Here is a 5,672-nt window from a genome sequence, read left to right as displayed (position 1 = left end):
AGTCATTTATCGTCTTGGTATAGTGGGCCACCGACTCCGTCACGGCCTGATCGATCGCTTCATTGAACCGCGTCAAGTCCTCAATATCGGTGTCCGCAAGGCTTCGATGATGAGCAACCCACTGCTTGACGACGCTTGCGCGAAGCGCCCGATATTCCGAGATCATCTGGTCGATGTTAAAGCCGTCGGCCAGACGCAGAGCGGCATGGAGCTCAGCCGCGCTTTGAGAAAAGGGGCTATCTTTCGGGCCGTCGCCTCGCGATTTATCAAATCGCTCCCGCGGGGTTTGTGCGGTTTCGAGGTCGTCCGCCACAAACCTAAGAAGATCGAAGATATGATCTTCCAGAGCCAACTTCGTCATCCGATCGCTGGCCGGTGACAGAGTTCGAGCGAACTCCGTCCATTCCTTCACGATCGGAGCCTGGTTCTGTCGAATGAAGTCAGCCAGGCGTTCGTATTTTGGCCGCTCAGTGGAATTGCTCAAAGCCGCCCCCAAGTATTCAAAGCCGCCCCCAAGTAGATGACGCGAGCCCTAGATCGAGCAGGCACAAGCCCGCTGCTCGCGAATGCCGTGCCCTTCCGAAGCGCCGAGCCTAGAGTATAGCCACTGGCTCCCGAGCTGTCACAACTGGCTCCGCCAGCGGGGAGAACCGCGCAACTTTGCGGCGGAACCTGCGGTACAACGGTCGTTTTGCACTTGCCCTGCAGGACGCGGGGATATCGGAAAGCGATCGTTCCACTCACGTCGCGGGCAGGACCCGGCGCACCTCTGCGTCGATCTGTAGCGGATGCAAGCTAGCACCACCATATTGGCCTAGGGGAACCGGCTTCAATGCTTGGTGCTCGAGTTCCGATGGACTATCGAAACGCAGAACAGCTGTTCGGTGCTCGAGCGCACTTCCACTGCCAAATCCGCCCGCTTGCTTGGGAAGACGGATTCCTGGGCGATTCCAGTCAAGGTTTGCATTGCTTTGACTTCGGCGGCTTTCAGATTGGGAAGGGGTAGACCTTCCTCGTCTGCAAAGAAATCGCGACCACTTTGGATGTCAAAGAAATACCGATTCATGGAGCGCTCCAGAAATTAAACACATATTAGTCCCGCCAATCGGTGCTTGCCTGAAGACTCGGACATCGATGCGGCTGTCGTCCTGTCACACGATCAGCCTCAACTGTTCGATCTGTCCCGCCGGACCTTGCGAAATTCTTCGGGACCTTTCATCAGCCTGCTCTTCCGGCTTGCCCTGTCTTCGGATGTCGCACCCGTATCGGCCAGCCGGTCGAGCGCGTCAGAGGCAAGCTCCTTTGCGCGGATCCGAGGGCTCTCACGATTCGACTCTGGAGATTCGCGCATAGGCTGATCACGCAGCCCTTCGAGCGCCGTCTTCACCAGCAGTTGTACCGCTTCTGATCGGTTAGGCCTCTGCTTCTGGCTGAGCGCCCATGCATCAACCTGGTCGAGAAGCTCGCGCGTCAGCCGAACCGTCCGGCCTTGCTCAGCTGTCGCCGCTGGTGACTTCTGGAGAACTGCTTTTGACCTGGACATCTCTGACATCATTTGATTGGAGGGTGATAACGGCGATGCCGCTGCATGTGAGCCGGAGCCAGTCATCTCCTGCGAGGGCGGGGCATCTGGCCAATTTTTCTGTCCGTGTCGAGCTAATGAACCCGGCCGCTTAGGGTTCCGGTGGATCCCTGCCACGACCACCTGCTCATCGCACAGCTCCTTGCGTCGTTCTCAAACACGGCGAGAGAGCGACGGAGTGCGGTCGCCTTCCGGACCATTGCGACGGCACACCGCACCGATCGATATCATCTCTGCCCGAAAGAGCGGGCGCCTCCCGAGCTGCAATAGCTACAACTTTCTCGGCCTCGCAAGGAGCGGACAGACCTCGATTTTTTGCTCGGGAACCCCGATTTCACTGGCTGTTCCCTGCTACGAAGCGCAGCGTCGTCCGAACGAGGAGCTGGCCTTGAACGGAAGCGCGTTCAGCAGCGAAAGCGGATTTGCAGAAGGGCGCCGTATGACGGACGTCACCAAGGAAGGCCTGGATGGTGCCGCCGCGCGGCATCTCTCGGCTGGCTTCAACTTCCGAGCCTTTACGCCGCACAAGGTCGCGTACGATCTTATCCGTTGGGATGAGGAGTTCAGACACGCCAATTACTCTCACCTCGTCGTAGCCGTGACGCTCTGGCAAAGCAGTTCGTCTGACTAGCGCAAAGCCAAGAAGGCTCGTCGCGCGGAACGTCATTTACACGATCAATCTGAAGATATAAGGTTTGGCTAGAGGTTGGCAGATGCTCACCTTGAAGCTGCCCAGGAAGCAGCGACTTCCGAAGTCGCCGCGCGTCGTCGTAGTAGCAGCTCACGTGCCATCGGAAGGCGCAATCATAAAACTGGATTTTATCAACGTGCGTCAGCAGCGCCGGTGCACGTCCTCATGCGCTCACGAAAGGCAACCATCATGAAGCTTCCTGCAATATTACAAGGCGAGGCGCGGACCCGCTTCCTTCAAGGAATTGCTTTCGGCGCGGTGGCGACCATGGCGATTGGATTTGCCTGGGGCGGTTGGGTCACCGGGGAGTCCGCCAGGGTCATGCGGGTCTCGGCGGAGACCAGTGGCCGGATGTCCGTTCTGGTACCGCTGTGTGTCGCTCAGTTTACAGCCGCGGACGGCGCTCTCGCGAAGTTCAAGGCGACCGGCCCTTATTCCAGAGAAAACGTCGTCAGCGAATTCGTGAAGAGTGTGGCGTCCACGAGCATGGACTACTCATTCGCCAAGGCTTGCGCCACCGGCATCGAGACGGAGATTGCCAAGACGGCGGCCAAGACCTGATTCCCATTCGGGAGGACAACAGATAGGGCCAGCCGCCCTCGATCGGGCGATCATCTTTGACCACACCATGCGGGATGGATTCGGCATTCTGGCGGGAAGCTGTTGGACGATTGGCACCTTGTTCAAATTGCCGCCGGCGCCATAAGCCGCAGTAAAGTCACTAGTGAGGCCCAAGATGTGGGGTAAAGATAGATCAATGTCGCTTTGGACGCCCGAGAAGCTGGAGGAAAAAGCCAAGGCAGACGCTGAGAACGACAACTACAATCCACCACATTCATGGTGGCCTGGCCGATACAGCGTTGGTACCGAAGCCCGCGACAAGTACGACAGAGCTTTTAATCTTCATCACAGCGCCAAGGACGAGCGCTAGGCTGTCCCAATTCGCTTCGTGCGAGATGGTCAAATTTGCTCAGATTCGGTACCGCCATAGGTGTTAACAAAAACCTGTCACCGCGAGGCCCTAGGCATTTATCGGTGATGAGAACGTCATCAGTCGGTCTCGCCTGCCTGCTCGTCCAATAAACCGGGAGACGGTGATGCAAAATGGGGCCGGACCTCTTTCAGAGGCTGAACTGACGATCGTGGAGCGTTATAAGCTCGACGCGCTTGAGGACATGGACGTTCCCGAGATCCTCGATTTTCTTGAAGAAATCGAGGACGAGATCAGACGACGGGGTGCCCCCGAGGGAGCGACCGATCGAGAGTAGCAAAAACAATGACTTACCGGACCGACCAATTTGCCCTTTGTACCAATGAATTGTGCGACATATCCAATCGTCGATTTACCCAAACGCTCTGACTGGGAGCGGCTTGATGTTCAACGTCGATCTCCGCACGGTGGCAGACCGCGTCCAACTCTTGGTGAACGCAATCAACGGCGGTGACCCACGTACCAGTGGCGAAATTTTTCGCACGGGACGCACAAGCCACGTGGCTCATCACTGAAGTCGATCCAGACGAGCCCGATCGCCTCTTCGGATTGTGCGACCTCGGTCAGGGGTGCCCGGAACTCGGCTACGTCTTATCTTATTCGATCTGTCGCCTGAGGCAGTTCGTGGGGATCTCAGGGAGTGCGTTTCCTGGTCCGGCGCCGCGTCTGTCCCGCGGCCTTCAAGCTGGCGGGTAACGTCGGCGGCACGTCATCCCGGCGTCCGTACTCGAACACAATCCCCGGCGGAGACTCGAACCTTCCTTGATGCCGTCGACGTTCACCCCAAGACGCTTGATCTTGTCGTACAAGGTCTGCTTGGGGAGGCCGAGCAGCGCAGCTGTTGTCTGGACGTCGCCCTGCTTGCGGCGCAATGCATCCTCGATGATCAATCGTTCGATGTTCTCGAGCTGGCGAGGCAACGAGACGTCCGCGCCGCCAAGGCCGGATTTGTTGATCGTCTTGCCGTCGAGCACACCCAACACGAAACGGTCGGCGGCATTGCGAAGCTCGCGCACATTTCCCGGCCATGCATAAGCCAGCAGAACAGACGTCGTCTGCTCGTCAAGGATGGGCGCGTCGCGCTCGAACCGCCTGGCAGCTTCGGAGAACCATGGCGGCGATCTGATCCTGGTTCAGGGCCACAGTTCGCCCGGCATCTATGCGCGCGCCTTTCTCGAGGGGCGGCTCAGCGAGAAAACACACCGGCGGAGTTATCCGGAATATCGGACGGCCGCCGCGATGCGTCGCCGACGCCATTGACACGTTCGTCGCCATGTCGGGAAGGTTTTTCAGAGGCTGCGAGAGCGCCGACGCGATCAGATGTAGGCGTGCACCGCCTGCTAAGTATTGGCAAAAACCCGCAGGCGCCCGTCTTGCACCAGCTTCCGCCGATCTCCCGAACAAACCTGATTCCGAAGCCCGCGTCCCGGAGATGGCAGGGTCCTCAACTCGCGCCAGCAGCCTCGGTCCGCTAACTCTTGGGATACAGCGCAGAAATCGCGGGTTGCCAGGGAAGCAAGTCGAGCCCGACATCCTTGGCGTGTTCCGATTTGATGGGCTCATCTGAAGCGCGGCGTCGCAAGGCAGGGCACTTGCCGCTGACTGCGGTTTGATGGCCCCTCACGCAGAAGCTGCGGTCAGGACAAAGATCGGCACCGAGATGGCCGGCGCTGATTCCGCTCCCTCGTTGTGAGTCGCGCTCCCTAGCCGAAAGCAAGCAACCGTGACCGGCGCCGGCTTGATCCGCGTTTGCGTCCATCCTTTGCCGCAGCGGGTACGGCTTGCAGTTATCGTCCCGGCAGAGCCGTAACTTCTCGGGCCGGCTTGATGCGCAAGAACGGATATGCCGCCAGTTCTCTCGAATGCTGCGCGAACATATCGACCCGTCTGCTTGTAAACTCCGTAATGACGCCGAAAAATTCAGTTGGTGACCTGATCGTCGCAAGTCTCAGGCTGAATTCAAAAGCGAATTGCGCGTTGGCCCCGGCTATCTCAAGAAGCTTCGCTTGATACGCCTGCATGTTTGCTGTCGGTAGAGCAAAGCCTTTCGTTGGATCGCTATCCGTCATTCTCTGGCTGCGGTCACCTACTAAGGCATCCGCCTCAGGCTCAATGATGGGAACCTGGTGTTTAGGATCATCATGAAGCTCAGGAGGCGGTTCGACCGAGTCTGCCGCAGCAGAGTGAAGTGAATTGTCTTTCGGGCTTCTAACAATGGCCTGCTTGTTCCGTTGGGCCCGCGCGGCCATTTTCGGGTTGCGGGCGCGCTTTGCCGCTGTCGCCGCTTTGCGTTTGCTCATCTGACGCTCCAAGAAAATGGGGGTGCGACCACAACGGTCATTTCCGAAAGGACAACAGGCTCTGTGACGTGGCGTTCCAAGCCCGTGCACTGTTGGTCGCATGAACTA

The 5,672-nt window shown here is 58.3% G+C and carries 9 protein-coding genes and 1 pseudogene; 5 read left to right on the top strand and 5 right to left on the bottom strand.

Annotated elements, in window-relative coordinates; all coding sequences use genetic code 11:
* The 3 genes and pseudogenes from GA0061099_RS38580 to GA0061099_RS38570 all read right to left on the bottom strand — a co-directional run.
* Positions 1-484: pseudogene (locus GA0061099_RS38580) on the bottom strand (RsbRD N-terminal domain-containing protein); the annotation flags it as partial.
* 345 nt (positions 485-829) lie between these two features.
* Positions 830-1,066, bottom strand: a complete 237-nt coding sequence (locus GA0061099_RS38575) for a DUF6894 family protein (protein ID WP_036043705.1) — start codon at positions 1,064-1,066, stop codon at positions 830-832.
* Positions 1,067-1,165: 99 nt separating this feature from the next.
* Positions 1,166-1,543 (bottom strand): hypothetical protein, encoded by a 378-nt coding sequence (locus tag GA0061099_RS38570; RefSeq protein WP_074448651.1) that lies wholly within the window; start codon positions 1,541-1,543, stop codon positions 1,166-1,168.
* Positions 1,544-1,970: 427 nt separating this feature from the next.
* On the opposite strand from GA0061099_RS38570, the gene GA0061099_RS38565 reads away from it, so the two are divergent.
* From GA0061099_RS38565 to GA0061099_RS43355, 5 genes are all read left to right on the top strand, one after another.
* On the top strand, positions 1,971-2,213 hold the full coding sequence (locus GA0061099_RS38565; protein ID WP_244621056.1) for a hypothetical protein: 243 nt from the start codon (positions 1,971-1,973) through the stop codon (positions 2,211-2,213).
* A 249-nt stretch (positions 2,214-2,462) separates the two neighbouring features.
* A complete protein-coding gene (locus tag GA0061099_RS38560; RefSeq protein WP_231088645.1) occupies positions 2,463-2,834 on the top strand; it encodes a hypothetical protein in 372 nt (123 codons plus the stop codon).
* A gap of 196 nt (positions 2,835-3,030) precedes the next feature.
* Positions 3,031-3,204 carry a hypothetical protein gene (locus GA0061099_RS41770; protein WP_157785227.1) on the top strand — a complete coding sequence of 58 codons (174 nt, stop codon included), beginning with the start codon at positions 3,031-3,033 and terminating at the stop codon, positions 3,202-3,204.
* A gap of 166 nt (positions 3,205-3,370) precedes the next feature.
* A complete protein-coding gene (locus GA0061099_RS41765; RefSeq protein ID WP_157785228.1) occupies positions 3,371-3,541 on the top strand; it encodes a hypothetical protein in 171 nt (56 codons plus the stop codon).
* Positions 3,542-3,714: 173 nt separating this feature from the next.
* Positions 3,715-3,960 carry a DUF2958 domain-containing protein gene (locus tag GA0061099_RS43355; RefSeq protein WP_141697813.1) on the top strand — a complete coding sequence of 82 codons (246 nt, stop codon included), beginning with the start codon at positions 3,715-3,717 and terminating at the stop codon, positions 3,958-3,960.
* Here the strand turns inward: GA0061099_RS43355 and GA0061099_RS38550 are convergent.
* Together GA0061099_RS38550 and GA0061099_RS38540 are read right to left on the bottom strand one after the other, a co-directional pair.
* Positions 3,945-4,334 carry a helix-turn-helix domain-containing protein gene (locus tag GA0061099_RS38550; RefSeq protein ID WP_442869241.1) on the bottom strand — a complete coding sequence of 130 codons (390 nt, stop codon included), beginning with the start codon at positions 4,332-4,334 and terminating at the stop codon, positions 3,945-3,947. The two genes, GA0061099_RS43355 and GA0061099_RS38550, sit on opposite strands and share 16 nt — an antisense overlap.
* A 717-nt stretch (positions 4,335-5,051) precedes the next feature.
* Entirely contained in the window at positions 5,052-5,564 is a 513-nt protein-coding gene (locus tag GA0061099_RS38540) for a phasin family protein (RefSeq protein ID WP_074448650.1), read from the bottom strand.
* Between the last annotated feature and the right edge of the window lie 108 nt (positions 5,565-5,672).

This window comes from Bradyrhizobium yuanmingense (assembly GCF_900094575.1).
Taxonomy (GTDB): domain Bacteria; phylum Pseudomonadota; class Alphaproteobacteria; order Rhizobiales; family Xanthobacteraceae; genus Bradyrhizobium; species Bradyrhizobium yuanmingense.
The sequence above is the reverse complement of the archived record's forward strand: the minus strand, read 5'-3'. Positions and strand labels throughout refer to the sequence as shown.

Bases quoted from the DNA above. Each gene is read 5' to 3' on its own strand.
- GA0061099_RS38575 (WP_036043705.1), bottom strand. From the start codon at position 1,066: ATGAATCGGTATTTCTTTGACATCCAAAGTGGTCGCGATTTCTTTGCA.
- GA0061099_RS38570 (WP_074448651.1), bottom strand. From the start codon at position 1,543: ATGTCCAGGTCAAAAGCAGTTCTCCAGAAGTCACCAGCGGCGACAGCT.
- GA0061099_RS38560 (WP_231088645.1), top strand. From the start codon at position 2,463: ATGAAGCTTCCTGCAATATTACAAGGCGAGGCGCGGACCCGCTTCCTT.
- GA0061099_RS41770 (WP_157785227.1), top strand. From the start codon at position 3,031: ATGTCGCTTTGGACGCCCGAGAAGCTGGAGGAAAAAGCCAAGGCAGAC.
- GA0061099_RS41765 (WP_157785228.1), top strand. From the start codon at position 3,371: ATGCAAAATGGGGCCGGACCTCTTTCAGAGGCTGAACTGACGATCGTG.
- GA0061099_RS38540 (WP_074448650.1), bottom strand. From the start codon at position 5,564: ATGAGCAAACGCAAAGCGGCGACAGCGGCAAAGCGCGCCCGCAACCCG.